This window comes from Pseudomonas sp. DC1.2, assembly GCF_034351645.1.
Taxonomy (GTDB): Bacteria; Pseudomonadota; Gammaproteobacteria; order Pseudomonadales; family Pseudomonadaceae; genus Aquipseudomonas.
Map to the genome: position 1 here is coordinate 3,547,623 of NZ_CP133782.1, position 16,898 is coordinate 3,564,520.

The following is a 16,898-nucleotide window of genomic DNA, read 5'->3' on the forward strand; positions in this document are numbered from 1 at the left end:
CCCTAAATCCCTAAAGTACTTGATCCATTATAGATTGTGCAATTTTTTCAGCGACTGGTGGAGGGACGGCATTTGAGACTTGTTTAACTTGCTGACTCATGTTTCCTTCCAGAACATACTTGAACGGAAAACCTTGTAACTGCAATGCCTCATAAATGCTCAGACGGCGCTTACCATTTGGGTGCACGTGTATCTCACGATTTCCATACGCCACGGTCCTGCTTGGTTTCTTCCAGTCCAATTGAATAAATGAACGGCCACCGACAGGCATCACTCCCGTTTCAAAGCGCTTTGACTTCGGTCGTGATGTCCAGTGATTCTGGTGATATGGAATCGATTCTGCGACTAAATTGCTCGATAGGTAAACGGGATCAGGCAAATCGCTAATGACATCACTGACGACCTTCTCTTTCAAAGGCGACGGAGCCGGAAATACAAACTCACTGACACTAGAGCTCTTGCATACACCAACTATAAATAAACGCCGACGGGCTTGAGCAACCTGGTAATTACTAGCGTTTAATTCTTTTTCGTATATATTAAAATTCTGCGAAAGCTCTTTACGCAACCCTTCAAGAAAACTTTTATTCTTCTGAGCCTGTATCTCAGGGACATTTTCGAACACGAAAAATTTCAACCCAAACTTGTCATAAAAAGAATTTACTATAGCCGCATATTTTAACGCTAATTGATTCCGTGGATCTTCTGCATGACGCCCTACGTTACCACGAGAAAACCCCTGACAAGGAGGTCCGCCAATGATCCCAGAAATCTCCGGTTTCTCACCACACGTCTCGACAATTGAATCACACAACTGCTCTACAGTTGTAGCCAAAAGATCTACGACGCGCCCCAGACTTCCTGGATGATTTCTATTATATGTTTTTATTGCTGCAGCGTCATAATCTGCGGCGTAGCAAACTTCAAAACCAGCGTTGGTAAACCCTAAATCAAGGCCACCTGCGCCGCAAAATAAGCTAACAACTTTATGCGAGTTAGATGAGAGGCCATTGCCTTCAGTCTTATTTTTTACTATAGCCATATCAGCGACTGAAGCTTCCATTAAAAAAACCTGCTCAAAAATTACAGCCTTATACCACATTCAACAGAGGCGCTCAATCGAACATATTGAGCACCACGCACTTGAAATCATGATTGAATTGTTGCCTTAAGCCACACCCACCCCTTATAAACGTCTCCGCGGCCGCGCAAATGCGTGTACCTTCGAAGCGAATTCCAGTCTCGATGCCCTGACACACTCGAAACCCGGGGAATGTCCCAGTCCATCTCAAACAGCCGGCTTACCCCTTCATGGCGCAAGTCGTGAAAATGCAAATCTTCGATGCCGAGCATCGGGCACGCTCGCGTAAAGGACGCCGACACTGACCTGGCATTGCAGGGAAAGATCTCCCTCTCTACCTTGGGCATGCTTTGCAGGATCGCCCAAGCTTCGTCAGGCAGATGGCACCACACGTCATTGCCGATTTTCTGCCCTGGATTTTTCATATCCCGCACCAGGACAGACTGCCGGGCGCAGTCGAGATCGTCCCAGCGTATCCGCGTGATTTCTTCCTGTCGGCGCGTCGAGAAGATCGCAAAGGCGATCAACTTCGGCATGTTGATTAAGCTTTTTCGGCGCGCCTGCATTTCAAAAAAGTGCTTCAACAGCTTGTCCAGCTCATCAAGCGTTGGCCGTCGGTTACGCTCTTTACTTTTGCTGACCATGCCGAGCTTGCGCAACACCTTGCGCGCATCAGGCATAGCCAGCGGGTCGACCTCATACCCCCAGGCCGGTCGCGCCACAGACAGCACCGCGCCCAGGTGCGACAGATCGTTGCCAACCGTCTGCGCCTGAACGCCACCACCCTCTTTACCCATCCGCCACTGTGCGAATTCCACCAGCTTCTGACTGGTCAGGGCCGAGTCATCGAGTTCACCCAGCCAGGTATCCTTGATCGCCTTTAGCGTCGCGTTCTTGGTCTTGCCCAGTGGACGGATCTTTTCGTACTCGTCCAGGTACTGCTCGATCATCTTCTTGATCGTCACGCCTTTGCGATTCGCACGCTCGATGGCACCGGGCTCGGCCAGTTCCGTCTCCCGGCGCTTGATCCAGGCCTGGGCGACCTGCTTGCGGTCGAAGGTTTGGCTTTCCTGATAAACTGTCTTACCGTCCCGATTGATCCGTATCTGCGCCGTGTAGGCCGTCGAGTTGTCCTTGCGCTTGCGTGATGTGATCGTGCCCATTTCCAGTTGCTACATTGCTGAATTCGATTGCTACATTGTAGCAACCGACTTCAAAAAACAAGGAAAAATGGGTAAAAACCGCTGTATAAAAGACCAGTATTAATGAATTTCGAAAATCCTGAATCGCCCGTAAACACTAGCCATACCCGTTCTCAGCCCTCCCGCCGCTTCAGCGTTGCCCCAATGATGGATTGGACTGATCGTCATTGTCGTTTTTTTCTGCGCCTGCTCTCCAAGCACGCGCTTCTCTATACGGAAATGGTCACCACTGGGGCGCTGCTCAACGGCGATCACGAGCGTTTCTTGCGCCACAACGAAGCCGAACACCCGCTAGCCCTGCAACTCGGAGGCAGCGTACCGATGGACTTGGCGGCGTGTGCGCGAATGGCTCAGGAGCATGGCTACGACGAGGTGAATCTGAATGTGGGCTGCCCGAGCGATCGAGTGCAGAACAATATGATCGGCGCGGTCCTGATGGGGCATCCGCATCTGGTTGCCGATTGCGTGAAGGCGATGCGTGATGCGGTATCAATTCCGGTGACGGTAAAACACCGCATCGGAATTAATGGACGCGACAGTTACGAACAGTTGTGTGATTTCGTGGGTACGGTCCGAGACGCTGGGTGCATGAGTTTTACAGTGCATGCGCGAATTGCGATTCTGGAGGGGTTATCGCCAAAGGAAAACCGCGATATTCCACCTTTGCGCTATGACGTAGCGGCGCGGCTGAAGACGGACTTTCCGGAGCTGGAGATTATTCTCAATGGCGGGATCAAAACGCTGGAAGCCTGTGATCAGCATTTACAGACCTTCGACGGTGTCATGCTGGGTCGTGAGGCTTATCACAATCCCTATGTGATGGCTGAAGTGGATCAGCAGTTGTTTGGCAGCACCGCGCCAATAGTCACTCGCGCTGAGGTGCTGTCGCAGTTACGGCCTTATATAGCCGCGCACATTGAGGCTGGCGGCTCAATGCACCATATCACCCGCCATGTACTAGGGCTGGGCACCGGCTTCCCTGGCGCACGCAAGTTTAGGCAGTTACTGTCAGTGGATATTCACAAGGCGAAAGAGCCCTTGGTGTTGCTGGATCAGGCCGCGGAGTTATTGGAGGGGCGTTGACAGGCAGGTGTATCTGCCAGCCAAAGATGTCAGGAAGGTGCATCGTGTATATGCCGACGATGTCCCTAATCCAAACTGGCTAGCGCCGGGCACATTAGCTTCGGCTAACAAAAAACTGGAGATGACTTGCTGGCGCAGTACCCGTTTATCCTGATCCCGTCAGCCGTATCCAAGCACAGCTGGAACGTGCTTATGAATGCGAATTTGGCTGAAGGCTTGCACGAATTCGTTCGCCAAGAGCAGTTTGCTTTCGATGCCCGCCTGAACCCTCCTCCACGCTAACGGTGATCTGCGTTGAACCTGCGCTCCGATTTGGCATCGAATTTACCAACGCCCTTGCCCGTCATTCAAACACCCGTTTTGCGGATGTTGCTGCCGAGACCATTGATACCCATACGCGCCCTTGAGTGGCTGTCGGCCCTCGGGTAATGTCATCAGATCCATAGGACAGAGCACGCCCATGACTTCCAAGCTGGAACAACTCAAACAAATCACAACCGTAGTTGCCGACACTGGCGACTTCGAAGCTATCGCCCGCGTCAAACCTGTCGACGCTACCACCAACCCCTCCCTGCTGCTTAAAGCAGCGGCCATTCCCGGCTATGCAGAGCTGTTGAATACCTGCGTTCACGACTGCAAGGGCGATGTAGGGCTTGCCAGCGACCGTTTTGGCGTCGCGGTAGGACAAGAGATCTTGAAGGTGGTGCCGGGCCGCATTTCCACTGAGGTGGATGCACGCCTGTCGTTCGACACTGATGCTGTACTGAAGCGCGCACATCGTCTTATTGACCTGTACGACAAGGCCGGCATTGGCCGTGACCGCGTGTTGATCAAAATCGCGTCCACCTGGGAAGGCATCCGCGCTGCCGAGATACTGGAGAAGGAAGGTATCCAGACCAACCTGACCCTGCTGTTCTCCTTCGCCCAGGCCGCCGCGTGTGCGGACGCAGGCGTATTCCTTATTTCGCCGTTCGTGGGCCGCATTTACGACTGGTACAAAAAAGCTAACGGTAACGATTACGCCGGCGCAGATGATCCCGGCGTGCAATCGGTAACGCGTATCTACAACTACTACAAAGCCAATGACTACAAAACCGTCGTCATGGGAGCGAGCTTCAGGAATCTGAATCAGATCGAGCAGTTGGCCGGCTGTGACCGTCTGACTATTAGCCCGGATCTGCTGGAGAAACTGGCGGCAGACACTGGCAAGCTCGAACGCAAGCTGGCGCCAGGCCAAGCCGGTGAGGCTCGCCTGAGCCTGAATGAAGCGCAGTTCCGTTGGCTGTCCAACGAGGACGCAATGGCGACAGAGAAACTGGCTGAGGGGATTCGTCAGTTTGCTCGCGATCAAGAAAAACTTGAGGCGCTGCTGCAAGCCAAGCTTTGATCTAGTTAAAAGCAATACAAAAAGGACGAACCCTCACAGGTTCGTCCTTTTTTATGCCATCGGGAATGGGATTGGCTTCTCAAAAAAACCGGACTTAACCGCGAATTTTATTTGATCGGATCGGAGCGGTCGGCGCAGAGCCTTTGTGGGAACCGGGCTTGCCCGCGAACACGACGCTTTACGGGATCAGTGTCGCTCCAGCGCATTCACCAAATCATGGAACGCTTCACGATTGGAGTCGTTTAGGCCCATAAGAATTTTGTGTGCCTCGAGGACTTTAATCCGCACCACCTCTTCGGACTGATCCTGATCGGGTAGATCAGTCAGGCATTCAGGACATGGGATTGGGCGATCCACGATGTTGAACACTTGCTCGAAGCCCATGGACTGCAAAAGCCGGGTGATGTCTTCGTGGGTGGTGACGACGGTCGGCAAAAGACCGACCTTCTGCCGCGACAGGATCGACAACTTGGCCAGCAGGCCCAACGTAGTGCTGTCGATGCTACGCGTTTCGGTCAGGTCGATCACGATCGCGTTGAAGTTCAACGCCGTGAAGATCCGCTCAATAGTCGCATCCAACGCCGAACACAGGGTCAGGCGAACTTCACCGACGAACTTCAGAACGAAGGTGCCGTCCTGCTCGGCGAACTGGATTCTACCGGTACTCATTAAAGATTCCTGCTCAACACCAACAGGGCGATATCATCCGGCATCTCCCCTAGCGTGGCCAATCCAAAAACCTGCCGCAGCCCATCCAGGGTGCCGCCCGCCGCCTTGACCCGTTGGGGCAACGCCGCTTCTTTCTCTTTGAGTGTGGGCTCCAGCAACAGGTCCAGAATGCCATCGGACATCAGCGTCAAACTGAACGTCGGCGGCAGTTCCAGTATGTGGTCTTCATAGGTGGCCTCGTTGAAAAGGCCCACTGGCAGACCACGCCCGTCCAGATAACGAACACTGTCTGGCGTGTACAACACAGGCAACGGCAAATGACCGCCGATGCTATAGGTCAACAAACCTGTCTCCTCGTCGATGACACCACCGACCATTGTGACGTGTTTGCCCAGCTTACAACTGATCAGGCCTCGGTTGATATGGCCAAGGACCTCTGAAGGCTTGAATTCAGGCAGCGTGCCATTGCGCTTTGACTCGAACAGCAAGCGCGTGGTCATAAACTTCAGCAACACGGTAACGAAGGCTGAGGAGGCGCCATGACCGGAAACATCCGCCAGGTAGAACGCTACACGACGCTCGTCGACCCGAAAGTAATCGACGAAATCACCCGACAGGTACAGCGATGGGATGATCTGATGAGCGAACTGGAACTCGTCGATCGTCCAGGGACTGACCGGCAGCATGTTCATCTGCACTTGACGACCTGCGTTCTGGTCCTCCTGAAGCAGGTTCAGGCTGGCCTCGAGCTCGCGGTTGGCCTTCTCCAGCTTGTCACGGTAACGCTGGTTTTCCAGCAGCAGCCGCGCACGATCAAGAGCCCGGCGCACGGAGTGCTCGAGTACGGCCAGATCTTCTAAAGGCTTGATCAGGTAATCCGCCGCACCAAGACGTAAGGCCTCGACTGCATCGTTCATCACACCAGCACCCGAAACCACGATGACCGGGATTTGTGGTGACAGCTCGGTGACTTGACGAATGAGTTCGAGCCCGCCCATCTGTGGCATACGCAGATCGCAGATGACCAAATCGGGCTTGTCTTGCTCGAATACCTGAATACCCTGCTGGCCGTTGCTGGCCTGCAGGACACTGAAACCACTGTCTTCCAAGTAGGCGGCGAGACTCGCGCGTACTACTTCGTCATCATCGATTATCAGCAGCGTGGCACTGGTTTTTGGCATGTGGGCAAACGGCGCCAGAATTAGGTTGGCGTAGCAGGCAGGTGGTTTGTCCCCGCGCTCACTACTGGATTCGCTTTCTAGCCTCTCTATTGCACCGTTTTCGAGCGTTTGCCCTACACACAGATACAACAGAGGTGCCCTTCTAAGGCGCAGACGGTACTCCCATCCGCGGGGCGTTTCAAGCTCACGCCGATGGTCGCCTGACGTCTTTACTTCTGAAATCACTGAGAGTTATAAGAACAGGCAAAATCGTAACCCTATGGAAGGATGGAGCCCATGAGTCAAACTGATCGAGACTATAGCGAAAAGCGCGATTTCATCCGCATGCGGGTTGATGCCGATGTGTCGCTGATTCACGCAGGCGATGAGGTGTCAGCCGTCTGTATCGACCTTTCCAGCAGTGGTATGCAAGTTGAAGCATCTCGCTTGTTCAAGGTTGGCGACCGATTGAGCGTGCGAATCGATTCCGATCACGTAGCACTTAAAGGACTTGAGGCCGACACCGAAGTGGTGTGGGTGAAGGAGCAGGACGGTGAAAACCAGAAACTCGGACTTACAATCTTGGCGATGAAGTAAGCCGGATACAAAAACCAAAAAGGCGACCTGATGGTCGCCTTTCTGATTTGATCGCTTGGAATCAAAAATCGTCTTCGACGTGGCCGTCTTTGACTTTGAATTCGCGATTCTGCAAATACGCGTTGCGGATGAAGATGTACTTGTCGCCGTTGATCAACTTCTCGGCCGACAACAGGCTGGCACGAGTGTCGACGAGGTTCAGGCCAAACACCGAGTTACGCACAGGAACGTCGTTGATGTACGGATACGGACCGGTGTAACCGTCAACCACCTTGGACGGCGCATCACGCAGCGTGCTAGGGCCGAGCAGCGGCAGCATCACGTAAGGCCCGCTGCCGACGCCCCAACGGCCTAGGGTCTGACCGAAATCTTCGTCACTGCGCTGCAAGCCCATTTTGGTGCCCACATCGAAGAAGCCTGCAACACCCAAAGTGGTATTGAGCAGAATACGAGCGGTGTCGACGCCTGCGGCAGCCGGCTTGGCCTGCAAGATGTTGTTAAACAGGTTCGTCACGTCACCCACGTTGCGAAACATGTTGTGAATACCGTCTTCCAGGAACTGCGGCGTCACGTAGTCATAGCCCTGAGCAATCGGCTTGAGTGCATAGGTGTCGACGAAGTCGTTGAACTGAAAGACCGGACGGTTAACGCTTTCCCAAGGATCGTCTTCCGAGGCCGCTTGAGCGGCGAACGGAACCAGCAACACACCGGCACACACACAAAGCCGAGCGAGATGATTGCTCCAGCGCATATAAAAACTCCTTGGATTGTACTGGCGTGGGTGCAAGGCCCAGGCGGTAAGGACGCTAGTATAAGACGGAAAAGTCGGTTTAGGCACTTCATGGCATGGCACTGTGCAGGATATTTCGAGTGCAGCCCTTTCATGTCCCTGTCACTTAACTGTCATTGTCTACGATTAGCCTAGTCCGTATTTCAAGGACGTCCCTATGTCGCATGCAGAAGCCTTGCCCGTCGCGGCTCCATGCCTGACTGCCGTACTGTTCAGCCTCAGCGGTTGCCTTGTGGATTTCGGCGCTCGCGCCCACCTGCAGAATGTCGCCACTGCCGATGACGCCCACCTCACTCAGGGCGCTCTGGAAAGCCTGCGCAGCCTGCAGCTGCAGCAAATCCCATGCGCCTGGCTCGACGAACTCCCTCCAGCCCTCAGCATTGCCCTGACCGCCAACCTTCCAGAATGGGTAAAGTCTTCTCAGCACTCAGCGACAACCCCTCCATGGCCAGCACCCAACGCCTGCTGGCAAGCCCTGATGGCGTTGAACGTCGAGCGCCTCGATGGCTGCGTGCTGGTCAGCGGTGAGCCTCGCTTACTGCAAGCCGGGCTCAACGCAGGGCTTTGGACTATCGGCCTGGCATCCTGCGGTTCACTGTGCGGGCTGGCGCCAAGTGAATGGCAGGCCTTGAGCCAAAAAGAGCGCGAACACCTGCGCGGCAAAGCCACCGTCGAGTTATTCGGACTGGGCGCACACTCGGTGATTGATCACTTGGGCGAGTTGAACACCTGCCTCGCCGATATCAACCTGCGCCGTCTAAAGGGTGAAAAGCCCTGATTGAGATCATGCAGGTTGCCCGTGAGTGGATTAATCTAATGGCCAGCCATAGACCTTTGGCGCGCCGCTGCGGTCTATGCCAGTGCCTATCGATAAAAGGAAGAACGCCATGCCTGCCCGCGAACTGCAAGAACAGCTCAATACCCTGCGCGAGCAATTGGATCAGAATCCGCCACTGTCCGACGCCGAACGCGACGACCTGCACACCCTGATGCAACAGATCGAACTGGAAATCGAACTCGAGATGAAAACCCAGGACTCCAGCCTCGCCGATGGCGTGAACCTGGCGGTCGAACGCTTCGAACTGGAACACCCCGCCATTGCCGGTACGCTGCGAAATATCGTTCAAACCTTGGGCAATATCGGGATCTGAACCCGCCTGATGCAAAAAAGCCCTGCTAGCGATAGCAGGGCTTTTTAATGTGCGAAATGTAATACCCAGCGAGAGCATGCTTACTCTCGCTGGGTATTTACTGGCGGACCAACCGATGGTTCGGCAGTTGTACGTCTTCAGTACTGCGGTACGGGTTGATGTCCAACCCACCGCGGCGGACATAACGCGCATACACGGTTAATTTTTCAGGCTTAAGCAAACGTTGCAGGTCGAGGAAAATCCGCTCTACGCACTGTTCATGGAAGTCCGAGTGTTGACGGAAGCTCACGATGTATTCGAGCAAACTGGCGTGATCCAGCGCCGAGCCGCGGTATTCAATCGCCACGCTACCCCAGTCGGGTTGACTGGTGACCGGACAATTGGATTTGAGCAAATGGCTATGCACGCTCTCTTCGACAATGCGCGAATCATCGCAACGCAGCAGCTCCGGGCGCGGACGTTCATAGTCGCTGACGCTGATGTCCAGGTCATCAATGCACATACCCGGTAACGCCACGACACCTTCCGACTCGACGTCGTTCAAGCTGCGAATCCGCACACCGATCGGTTTGCCGGCAGCCGACGACAGGTCTTTCACCAGCGTGGCTTCAAGGCTGGCAGTGTCGGTAAACGCCGTCTGATTCAACGAATTGAGGTACAGCTTGAATGACTTGGACTCGATGATGTTCGGCGAGTCCGCAGGGATGCTGAATTCACCGATCGCTACCACAGGCTTGCCCGACGGCAACAGCCAGGACAACTCGAAGCAATTCCAGAAATCCACCCCCTTGTAAGGCAGGGTGGCCGCCGTCAGGCCCAACTCGGCCCACTTCGCAGTGCGCGGAATCGGGAACAGCAAGGACGGCGTGTAAGTGGCGATGTATTCGCTGGATTTGCCCAGCGGCGAGTGTTCGGCTGCGGGATGCATGGCGGAAACCTGACTGAAGAATCAGCGGATTCTATCAGCCTTTGGGCCGTCCTTTGAGTCCTTACTGACTGACAGTCAGCTTGCCAACCATCCCGGCCTGATAATGGCCAGGAATGTTGCAGGCAAATTCAAGGTTGGTGGCCTTGGTGAAGGTCCAGGTCAGCTCTGCGGTCTTGCCCGGCTCCACCAGTACGCTGTTGGGGTCGTCGTGTTTCATCCCTGGTTTCATGGAACCGTGATCCATGCCGATCATGGCGCTGTGGTCCATGCCCTTCATCGTAGTAGGCGTCAGCATGCCACTCTGCTGCATGTTGAGCATTTCCTGCTGGTGCTTAGCATGCATCGCCGCGTCACCAATGTTGAATTCGTGCAACAACTGACCTTTATTCACCAGCACAAAACGAACAGTCTCACCGGCCTTGATATCAATCGCCTTGGGCATGAACGACATATCGCCCATCACCACCTCCACGTTGCGGGTGGCTTTGGCGGCTGGGGCCGGCTGTCCGAAGTCGTAGGTCTGAACAGGCGCCGCCCACACCGTGAAACTCAGAGCCAGCAAGCACACGGCCAGCACCAGACGATTTCGCAAAAACATAGTCGTACTCCAACAAGATAAGATTCAGTCTTTGAAAAACTCTAAACTGGCAAGCCTGCCGGCAACCTGACAGTCAGATTACAACTTTGTCAGTTTGACCAGCGCCAGCGCAGCCCACGGTATAGCGCCTCTGCTCCACCAGCCCGAGCGACCCATGAAACTGCTAATCGTCGAAGACCAGGCCAAAACCGGCCATTATCTGCGCCAAGGCCTGACCGAAGCAGGCTTCAATACCGAATTGGTCGCTGACGGCATCACGGGGCAACACTTGGCACTGACCGGCGATTATGCCTTGCTGATTCTTGATGTGATGCTACCGGGCCGTGACGGCTGGCAGATTTTGCAGGCTGTGCGTAGCGCCGGCCTCGACACGCCGGTACTGTTTCTGACAGCGCGAGACGCCGTGGAAGACAGGGTCCACGGCCTTGAATTGGGCGCTGACGATTACCTGGTCAAACCTTTCGCGTTTTCAGAGCTGGTGGCCCGGGTTCGCAGTCTCTTGCGCCGGGGCAGCGCCCCGCCCCAGGAGACCAACCTGCAATTGGCCGACTTACGCCTGGACCTGATCCGCCGCCGGGTTGAACGTAGCGGTCAACGCATCGACCTGACCGCCAAGGAATTTGCCTTGCTGGAAATGCTTCTGCGCAGGCAAGGCGAAGTGCTACCCAAGTCGCTGATCGCCTCTCAGGTATGGGACATGAACTTCGACAGTGACACCAACGTCATCGAAGTGGCGATCCGTCGCCTGCGCCTGAAGATCGACGATGAGTTCCCTCATAAGCTGATCCATACCGTGCGCGGCATGGGTTACGTGCTTGAAGAGCGTCCAGCCTGATGCGCCGCCTGTCGCTGAGTCATCGATTAGCGCTGCTGTTTGCCGCCTGTACAGCGGTGGTTTCGTTGTTTGCCGGGGTGTTGTTCAGCCGCGCCAGTGAGGCGCACTTCATTGAACTCGATCAACAACTGCTCGACGGCAAGCTGATGGGGGTGCGCCGAGCACTGCACGATATTCCGTCCAGCGAAAGCAAAGCAAAGCTCGCGGATGAACTCAGCCAACAGGCAGATCTGTCGCTGCGCGTCATAGACAGTGATGGCCAGCGTTGGTATGAAAGCTCGACGCGAGTGCCTGAGAATCTCCCACAGCAGCCCGGTTTATCTACCCTGAACGACAACGGGACCGACTATCGCGTCCTCAACGCTCCGCTGTTCATCGATAAACCCGACTCACCGCAACTGACGCTGTTACTGGACATCACGCATCACCAGCATTTTCTGCAACGCATGCAACACCTGATATGGCTGACGGTTAGCCTTTCGGCCCTGGCCACAGCCCTGCTCGGCGCCTGGGCAGCGCGAAGCGGTTTGCGCCCGTTGCGGCGTATGAGCGCAGTGGCCAGCGGCATTGGTGCTCACTCACTTGATGCGCGATTATCGGAAGCGAACATGCCGCCGGAACTCGCAGAAATGGCCCACAACTTCAACGCCATGCTCGGACGCCTCGACGACTCTTTTCAACGGCTCTCAGCCTTCTCTGCCGATATCGCTCACGAACTGCGAACGCCACTGTCAAATCTACTGACCCAAACCCAAGTCACCCTTACCCGCCCCAGACCTATTGAAGACTATCGCGAGGCGCTGCACAGCAACCTCGAAGAACTGCAATGGATGGCACAACTGGTCAACGACATGTTGTACCTGGCCAAGGCTGACCATGGTTTGCTGACACCCAAGCACGAGCCGCTTGAATTGGCAGCGGAAGCGGACCTGCTATTGGAGTTCTTTGCGCCGCTGGCGGAGGACACTCAGGTAACACTGAGCCGCGCCGGCAGCGTAAGCATGAAAGGCGACCGCAGCATGTTGCGCCGGGCGCTGTCCAATCTGCTGGACAATGCGTTGCGATTTACTCCAGCCAATGGAGAGGTTCGTGTGCGCATTGTCGATCAAGCGCAAGGGTTGAGCCTGATCGTTGAAAACAGGGGCGACGGGATACCCAAAGAATTGCTGCCGCGCTTGTTTGATCGCTTCTATCGGGCGGACCCGGCGCGCCGTGAAGGCAGTAGCGAGCATGCGGGTTTAGGTCTGGCGATCACTCAGTCGATCATTCGTGCCCACGGCGGACAGATTCATTGTGAATCGGATAACGGCTGGACGCGGTTTGTCATTGAGTTACCGAAGGGGGATTGAAGCCAGCAGGCTTGACCCCATCGCGGGCGGACCCAACTTCCACACGTGATCGAGTTGAAACACCTTTCGATCAACGACTACGAACCGTGTGGGAGCCGGACTTGTCTGCAATGAACGTCTGACAGCTTACGAATACCGCAACGCGTGGGCCGGCTCGATCTTCGCCGCACGCCAAGCCGGGTACACCGTGGCCAAAAAGCTCAAGATGAAGCCCGCCGAGCAGATCAACAACACATCACCGCCCTGCAGTTGGGACGGCAAGTTGCTGACGAAGTACACATCGGAACTGAAAATGTGCTGACCACTGACGCGTTCCAGCCAGCCCACCATCTCACTGACATTCAAGGCTGCAATCACGCCAAGTACGCCACCGATCAAAGTACCAACGATGCCGATCACCGTGCCCTGGACCATGAAGATTGCCATGATCTGTCGCGGCGTGGCGCCAATGGTGCGCAGGATAGCGATATCTGCTCCCTTGTCGTTCACCACCATGATCAGGGTCGCGATGATGTTGAACGCCGCCACGGCAACGATCATCAACAGCAGCAGGCCGATCATGGTTTTTTCCATCTTCATGGCGCTGAACAGGCTGCCCTGAGTGTGAGTCCAGTCGTCAGCCTTGTAGTCGGCGCCCAAGCCTGAGGCGATGTCACTCGACACCTTCGGCGCGGCGTACAGATCTTTCACCGCCAACCGCACGCTTTGCACCTGATTCGGCTGCCAGTGCTGGATCTGCGCGGCATCGGCCATATGAATCAGCGCCATGGAGCCGTCCAGTTCAGCCCCCACCTTGAACACCCCAACCACGTTCAGTCGCTGCATGCGCGGGGTAATGCCACCGGGAGCGGTACTGATTTCCGGCACGATCAGGGTGATTTTGTCACCGACGTTCAAGCGGAAACGCCGCGCGGTGATTTCGCCGACCACCACGCCAAACTCACCTGGCTTCAGGTCGTCGAGGCGACCTTGCACGATGTGTTGCGCAACAATGGACACTTTGCCTTCCTGAGCCGGATCGACACCACTGATTTGAATCGGCTGCATCGCGCCCTTGTAGGACAGCATGCCTTCCATTTCAGTGAACGGCACCGCAGCCGTCACTTGCGGGTTTTTCATCGCCGCAGCGGCGACAGGCTGCCAATCGTTGATCGGATTGACCCCGACGATGGTGGCATGCGGCACCATGCCGAGAATGCGCGAGCTCATTTCGCGCTGAAAGCCGTTCATCACCGACAGCACCACGATCATCGACAACACGCCCAGGGCGAGGCCAATCATCGACGTCATCGAGATGAAAGAAACAAAGCGATTGCGGCGCTTGGCGCGGGTATAGCGCATGCCGATAAAGATCGATAACGGTCTGAACATTCGCAGGGGCACCGTATAAAAATAAAAAGCCCGACGCTCCTTCTGTCACGCCGGGTTTGGGCCAGTCAGATGGGCGTCAGGCGGCCTTCCTGCAAATGCAGGACGCGATCCATCTGACGCGCCAGGTTCATGTCGTGAGTCACCACCAGAAACGCAGTACGCATCGAGGTGCTGAGTTCCAGCATCAGATCCTGAATGCCTTGAGCGGTGTGGGAATCAAGGTTACCGGTCGGCTCGTCAAGCATAACGAGGCCGGGGTTATTCACCAGGGCGCGGGCGATGGCCACACGCTGGCGCTCGCCACCAGACAACTCCGACGGCTTGTGCTCCAGACGATGCCCCAGCCCTACTCGCTCCAGCAACGCCGTGGCACGCTTTCGCGCTTCGGCAATTGCAGTCTTGCCAATCAGCAGCGGCATGCAGACGTTTTCCAGCGCGGTGAACTCTGGCAGCAAGTGGTGGAACTGGTACACAAAGCCGAGAGAACGGTTACGCAGCAGCCCACGGTTTTTTTCGTTCAGCGCCGAGAGTTCTTCCCCGGCTAGCCAGACGCTGCCCTTGGTCGGCGTATCCAGGCCGCCCAGCAGATTGAGCAAGGTACTTTTGCCCGACCCCGAGGTCCCGACAATCGCCACGCGCTCACCGGGCAGCAGCTCCAGTTGCAGACCGGCCAACACTTGCACCGACTCCGGCCCCTCCTCGTAGGATTTGCCCAGATCACGGCAGCTCAAGATTGCTTTTTCACTCATGCCCGACTCACTCATAACGTAGCGCCTCCGCAGGCTGGGTGCGCGCGGCACGCCAGGCTGGATACAGGGTGGCGAGGAAACTCAGAACCAACGCGGCAGCGCAGACCATCAAGACGTCCTGGCTCTGCACTTGCGACGGCAGGTAATCAATGAAATACACGTCGGCGTTGAGGAATTTATGCCCGATCACGCCTTCGAGAGCCGAAATCGCTGCGCTGACATTCAGCGCGGCAAAGATCCCGACCACCGCACCGATCAGTGTCCCGACAACACCAATGACGGTACCCTGAACCATAAAGATCGCCATGATCGTCCCCGGCGTGGCGCCGAGGGTGCGCAGGATCGCAATGTCGCCCTTCTTGTCGTTCACCACCATCACCAGCGTGGAGATGATGTTGAAAGCTGCGACGGCAACAATCAGCAACAGCAGCAGGCCGATCATGGCTTTTTCCATGCGAATCGCCTGATACAGGTTGCCGTGGGTACGGGTCCAGTCGCGAGCGTAGTAGTGGTCTTCGCCGAGCTGCTGGGCGATGTTCCACGCGGTGCGTGGTGCTTGGAACAAATCATCGAACTTCAAGCGCAACCCCTGAACCTGGTCCGGTTTCCAGCGATGTAGCCGAGACAGATCCTGCAGGTTGGTGACGCCCAGATAGCCGTCCAGCTCACCGGCACCGACATGGAAAATGCCGACCACGGTAAAGCGCTTCATGCGCGGGAACATCCCCGCCGGGGTCACGGTCACTTCCGGCGCGACGAACGTCAGCTTGTCGCCAATGGCCGCACCGAGCTTGGCAGCGGCCTTGTCGCCGATGACGATGCCAAAGCTGCCAGGCGTCAGGTCATCGAGTTTGCCCTGCTGCATGAAGTTATCAATGATCGACACCTGCCGTTCCAGCGCAGGGTCGATGCCATTGAGCAGCACCTTGGACACCTTACCGTTATTGGTCAGCAGGCCCTGCATTTGGGTGAACGGCGCAACCGCCAGCACCTGCGGGTTCTGCTTGACCTTGGAGGCCAGGCTTTGCCAGTCGCTGATGGGTTCGCCGGACTCGATGGTCGCGTGGGGCACCATGCCCAGCACGCGGGTGCGCATCTCATGATCGAAACCGTTCATCACCGACAACACCACGATCATTACGACCACGCCAAGGGCGAGCCCGATCATCGAAGTCAGGGAAATGAACGACACAAAATGATTGCGACGCTTTGCACGGGTATAACGCGTGCCAATAAATACGAAGAGAGGTCTGAACATGTCGGGGCTTGTTCGGAGGGAAAAGGAACGTCCTTGTGGCGGGGGTCGATAACCAGCTTTACACTCAGACCACCGCCGCTACCATGGGTTCGCCATGTCGACATTAGATGAAGAAGATCGCCGCGAATACTACCGTATCGAGGACACGATCGCACTGGAAATTCGGCCCCTTTCCGCTCCCGAAGCCGCAGGCCAGGAAGTGTTACAGGATGCCTCCCCACTGTTCAACCTGCTCAGCGAATTGCACCTGAGCGAATTTGAGTCGCAGCACTTGTTGCGCCAGATCAGCGAGCGGGACCGGGCCATCGCGGCGTTCCTGAAATCCCAGAACAAACGTATCGACTTGCTCAGCCAGGTGGTCGCGCTGACCGTGCTCGGGCAGATTGGCGAACCGCAACCGGTGATCATCTCCGAAGGGGGTATCGACTTTCAGCACCCCGCGGCGATTGCCACCGGCGCACACCTATCGATCAAATTGGTGTTGATGCCGCAAGCGCTCGGCCTCTTGCTACGGGCCAAAGTCACCCATTGCGACCGCAAGGGCGACGGCTATGCCATCGGCACCGAGTTCGAATACCCGACCGATGCGCAACGCCAACTGCTGGCCCGCTACATCCTGCAAAAGCAGGCCCAGGAACGACGTCTGGCCCGCGAACAAAACGAATCAGGCAATTAATTTAAGGAACAACC

At 55.9% G+C, this 16,898-nt stretch carries 18 protein-coding genes; 8 read left to right on the forward strand and 10 right to left on the reverse strand.

From position 1 onward, the window contains the following. Positions 1–10: 10 nt before the first annotated feature. Entirely contained in the window at positions 11–1,063 is a 1,053-nt protein-coding gene (locus RHM68_RS15985) for a DNA cytosine methyltransferase (protein WP_322216435.1), read from the reverse strand. Between the two features lie 86 nt (positions 1,064–1,149). Then, the gene (locus tag RHM68_RS15990; RefSeq protein WP_322216438.1) at positions 1,150–2,244 is read right to left on the reverse strand and encodes a site-specific integrase; all 1,095 of its coding nucleotides are present in this window, start codon (positions 2,242–2,244) and stop codon (positions 1,150–1,152) included. Between the two features lie 102 nt (positions 2,245–2,346). On the opposite strand from RHM68_RS15990, the gene dusA reads away from it, so the two are divergent. Both dusA and tal read left to right on the forward strand, forming a co-directional pair. Further along, positions 2,347–3,366, forward strand: a complete 1,020-nt coding sequence (gene dusA, locus RHM68_RS15995; RefSeq protein ID WP_322216442.1) for a tRNA dihydrouridine(20/20a) synthase DusA — start codon at positions 2,347–2,349, stop codon at positions 3,364–3,366. Between the two features lie 460 nt (positions 3,367–3,826). After that, entirely contained in the window at positions 3,827–4,753 is a 927-nt protein-coding gene (gene tal, locus RHM68_RS16000) for a transaldolase (protein WP_322216445.1), read from the forward strand. 186 nt (positions 4,754–4,939) lie between these two features. On the opposite strand, the gene rssC is transcribed toward tal, so the two are convergent. Next, complete coding sequence (gene rssC, locus RHM68_RS16005) at positions 4,940–5,422, reverse strand: anti-sigma factor antagonist RssC (RefSeq protein WP_007935262.1); 483 nt, start codon at positions 5,420–5,422, stop codon at positions 4,940–4,942. Continuing rightward, entirely contained in the window at positions 5,422–6,603 is a 1,182-nt protein-coding gene (gene rssB / locus RHM68_RS16010) for a two-component system response regulator RssB (protein ID WP_322216455.1), read from the reverse strand. Before rssB ends, rssC begins: the two co-directional genes overlap by 1 nt. A 276-nt stretch (positions 6,604–6,879) precedes the next feature. Here rssB and RHM68_RS16015 point away from each other — a divergent pair, with 276 nt between their 5' ends. After that, entirely contained in the window at positions 6,880–7,179 is a 300-nt protein-coding gene (locus RHM68_RS16015) for a PilZ domain-containing protein (RefSeq protein ID WP_322216458.1), read from the forward strand. Between the two features lie 61 nt (positions 7,180–7,240). Here the strand turns inward: RHM68_RS16015 and RHM68_RS16020 are convergent, their stop codons facing one another. Continuing rightward, the gene (locus RHM68_RS16020) at positions 7,241–7,930 is read right to left on the reverse strand and encodes a VacJ family lipoprotein (protein WP_322216460.1); all 690 of its coding nucleotides are present in this window, start codon (positions 7,928–7,930) and stop codon (positions 7,241–7,243) included. Positions 7,931–8,126: 196 nt separating this feature from the next. On the opposite strand from RHM68_RS16020, the gene RHM68_RS16025 reads away from it, so the two are divergent. Then, on the forward strand, positions 8,127–8,747 hold the full coding sequence (locus tag RHM68_RS16025) for an HAD family phosphatase (protein ID WP_322216462.1): 621 nt from the start codon (positions 8,127–8,129) through the stop codon (positions 8,745–8,747). A gap of 109 nt (positions 8,748–8,856) precedes the next feature. Beyond that, positions 8,857–9,120 (forward strand): DUF4404 family protein, encoded by a 264-nt coding sequence (locus RHM68_RS16030; RefSeq protein ID WP_322216465.1) that lies wholly within the window; start codon positions 8,857–8,859, stop codon positions 9,118–9,120. A 97-nt stretch (positions 9,121–9,217) separates the two neighbouring features. Here the strand turns inward: RHM68_RS16030 and queF are convergent, their stop codons facing one another. Together queF and RHM68_RS16040 are read right to left on the reverse strand one after the other, a co-directional pair. Further along, positions 9,218–10,048 carry an NADPH-dependent 7-cyano-7-deazaguanine reductase QueF gene (queF, locus tag RHM68_RS16035; RefSeq protein WP_322216467.1) on the reverse strand — a complete coding sequence of 277 codons (831 nt, stop codon included), beginning with the start codon at positions 10,046–10,048 and terminating at the stop codon, positions 9,218–9,220. Between the two features lie 61 nt (positions 10,049–10,109). Further along, positions 10,110–10,646 (reverse strand): cupredoxin family protein, encoded by a 537-nt coding sequence (locus tag RHM68_RS16040; RefSeq protein WP_322216470.1) that lies wholly within the window; start codon positions 10,644–10,646, stop codon positions 10,110–10,112. A gap of 154 nt (positions 10,647–10,800) precedes the next feature. Here RHM68_RS16040 and RHM68_RS16045 point away from each other — a divergent pair, with 154 nt between their 5' ends. Next, entirely contained in the window at positions 10,801–11,481 is a 681-nt protein-coding gene (locus RHM68_RS16045; protein WP_322216473.1) for a heavy metal response regulator transcription factor, read from the forward strand. Further along, a complete protein-coding gene (locus RHM68_RS16050) occupies positions 11,481–12,830 on the forward strand; it encodes a heavy metal sensor histidine kinase (protein WP_322216475.1) in 1,350 nt (449 codons plus the stop codon). Before RHM68_RS16045 ends, RHM68_RS16050 begins: the two co-directional genes overlap by 1 nt. Before the next feature lie 126 nt (positions 12,831–12,956). On the opposite strand, the gene RHM68_RS16055 is transcribed toward RHM68_RS16050, so the two are convergent. The 3 genes from RHM68_RS16055 to RHM68_RS16065 form a co-directional block, all read right to left on the reverse strand. After that, positions 12,957–14,201, reverse strand: coding sequence for a lipoprotein-releasing ABC transporter permease subunit (locus tag RHM68_RS16055; protein ID WP_322216477.1), 1,245 nt, complete (start codon positions 14,199–14,201; stop codon positions 12,957–12,959). 65 nt (positions 14,202–14,266) lie between these two features. Next, entirely contained in the window at positions 14,267–14,950 is a 684-nt protein-coding gene (lolD, locus tag RHM68_RS16060; protein WP_322216479.1) for a lipoprotein-releasing ABC transporter ATP-binding protein LolD, read from the reverse strand. 7 nt (positions 14,951–14,957) lie between these two features. After that, positions 14,958–16,208, reverse strand: coding sequence for a lipoprotein-releasing ABC transporter permease subunit (locus tag RHM68_RS16065; RefSeq protein WP_322216481.1), 1,251 nt, complete (start codon positions 16,206–16,208; stop codon positions 14,958–14,960). Between the two features lie 94 nt (positions 16,209–16,302). Here RHM68_RS16065 and RHM68_RS16070 point away from each other — a divergent pair, with 94 nt between their 5' ends. Next, positions 16,303–16,884: a PilZ domain-containing protein gene (locus RHM68_RS16070; protein WP_322216483.1), complete on the forward strand. Its 582-nt coding sequence runs from the start codon at positions 16,303–16,305 to the stop codon at positions 16,882–16,884. The last annotated feature ends 14 nt before the right edge of the window (positions 16,885–16,898 follow it).

Bases quoted from the DNA above. Each gene is read 5' to 3' on its own strand.
- RHM68_RS15985 (WP_322216435.1), bottom strand. From the start codon at position 1,063: ATGGAAGCTTCAGTCGCTGATATGGCTATAGTAAAAAATAAGACTGAA.
- RHM68_RS15990 (WP_322216438.1), bottom strand. From the start codon at position 2,244: ATGGGCACGATCACATCACGCAAGCGCAAGGACAACTCGACGGCCTAC.
- dusA (WP_322216442.1), top strand. From the start codon at position 2,347: ATGAATTTCGAAAATCCTGAATCGCCCGTAAACACTAGCCATACCCGT.
- tal (WP_322216445.1), top strand. From the start codon at position 3,827: ATGACTTCCAAGCTGGAACAACTCAAACAAATCACAACCGTAGTTGCC.
- rssC (WP_007935262.1), bottom strand. From the start codon at position 5,422: ATGAGTACCGGTAGAATCCAGTTCGCCGAGCAGGACGGCACCTTCGTT.
- rssB (WP_322216455.1), bottom strand. From the start codon at position 6,603: ATGCCAAAAACCAGTGCCACGCTGCTGATAATCGATGATGACGAAGTA.
- RHM68_RS16015 (WP_322216458.1), top strand. From the start codon at position 6,880: ATGAGTCAAACTGATCGAGACTATAGCGAAAAGCGCGATTTCATCCGC.
- RHM68_RS16020 (WP_322216460.1), bottom strand. From the start codon at position 7,930: ATGCGCTGGAGCAATCATCTCGCTCGGCTTTGTGTGTGTGCCGGTGTG.
- RHM68_RS16025 (WP_322216462.1), top strand. From the start codon at position 8,127: ATGTCGCATGCAGAAGCCTTGCCCGTCGCGGCTCCATGCCTGACTGCC.
- RHM68_RS16030 (WP_322216465.1), top strand. From the start codon at position 8,857: ATGCCTGCCCGCGAACTGCAAGAACAGCTCAATACCCTGCGCGAGCAA.
- queF (WP_322216467.1), bottom strand. From the start codon at position 10,048: ATGCATCCCGCAGCCGAACACTCGCCGCTGGGCAAATCCAGCGAATAC.
- RHM68_RS16040 (WP_322216470.1), bottom strand. From the start codon at position 10,646: ATGTTTTTGCGAAATCGTCTGGTGCTGGCCGTGTGCTTGCTGGCTCTG.
- RHM68_RS16045 (WP_322216473.1), top strand. From the start codon at position 10,801: ATGAAACTGCTAATCGTCGAAGACCAGGCCAAAACCGGCCATTATCTG.
- RHM68_RS16050 (WP_322216475.1), top strand. From the start codon at position 11,481: ATGCGCCGCCTGTCGCTGAGTCATCGATTAGCGCTGCTGTTTGCCGCC.
- RHM68_RS16055 (WP_322216477.1), bottom strand. From the start codon at position 14,201: ATGTTCAGACCGTTATCGATCTTTATCGGCATGCGCTATACCCGCGCC.
- lolD (WP_322216479.1), bottom strand. From the start codon at position 14,950: ATGAGTGAAAAAGCAATCTTGAGCTGCCGTGATCTGGGCAAATCCTAC.
- RHM68_RS16065 (WP_322216481.1), bottom strand. From the start codon at position 16,208: ATGTTCAGACCTCTCTTCGTATTTATTGGCACGCGTTATACCCGTGCA.
- RHM68_RS16070 (WP_322216483.1), top strand. From the start codon at position 16,303: ATGTCGACATTAGATGAAGAAGATCGCCGCGAATACTACCGTATCGAG.